This window comes from Streptomyces sp. JW3, from assembly GCF_052216785.1.
In the GTDB taxonomy this organism is placed as follows: Bacteria; Actinomycetota; Actinomycetes; order Streptomycetales; family Streptomycetaceae; genus Streptomyces.
The window spans coordinates 1-682 of the sequence record NZ_JBQOUX010000257.1; the positions used below are offsets into that span (position 1 = coordinate 1).

Sequence of the window (682 nt, forward strand, 5' to 3'; positions counted from 1 at the left end):
TCCTGCGTGGCCAGGGTGTCGGCACTGAGTCGCGGGTGGGGCTGCGGCTGCCTCGTGGCGTCGACATGGTCGTGGCGGTGCTCGGGGTGTGGAAGGCCGGGGCGGCGTACGTACCGTTGGACCCGGAGTATCCGGCGGATCGGCTGGCGTTCATGGCGGCCGACAGTGGTGCGGCGTTGGTGATCGACGAAGAGTGGCTGTCCGGTGCGGCAGAGGCGATCACGGTCGAGTGCGAGGAGCCGCTGAACGTGCCCTTCGATCCAGATCGTTTGGCGTATGTGATTTATACGTCGGGGTCGACGGGGCGGCCGAAGGGGGTGGCGGTCGCGCATGGTGGTGTGGCGAATCTGGTGGCGGCGATGGGCCCGGTGCTGGGTGCGGGTCCGGGTGAGGTGACGTTGCAGTTCGCGTCGTTCAGTTTCGACGCGTCGGTGCTGGATGTGACCGTGACGCTCGCCCACGGCGGCACGCTGGCGATCGCGACGGCCGAGCAGCGTAGGGACGCGCAGGTGTTGGCGGGGATGATCCGTGACTCGGGGGTGACGGTGGCCAGTGTGGTGCCGTCTCTGCTGGGGGTCCTGGATCCGGAGGCGGTGCCGGGGGTACGGACCTGGGTGCTGGGTGCGGAGCGGCTGAACGCCGATCTCGCGGCGCGCTGGCGTGGGCAGGCGGACGTGTGGAA

The 682-nt window shown here is 69.5% G+C and carries 1 protein-coding gene; it reads left to right on the plus strand.

What is annotated here, in order from left to right; all coding sequences use genetic code 11:
* Positions 1 to 35 precede the first annotated feature (35 nt).
* The coding region (locus ACTT8P_RS38385; RefSeq protein WP_442836417.1) for an AMP-binding protein at positions 36 to 682 on the plus strand (647 nt) is incomplete at its 3' end.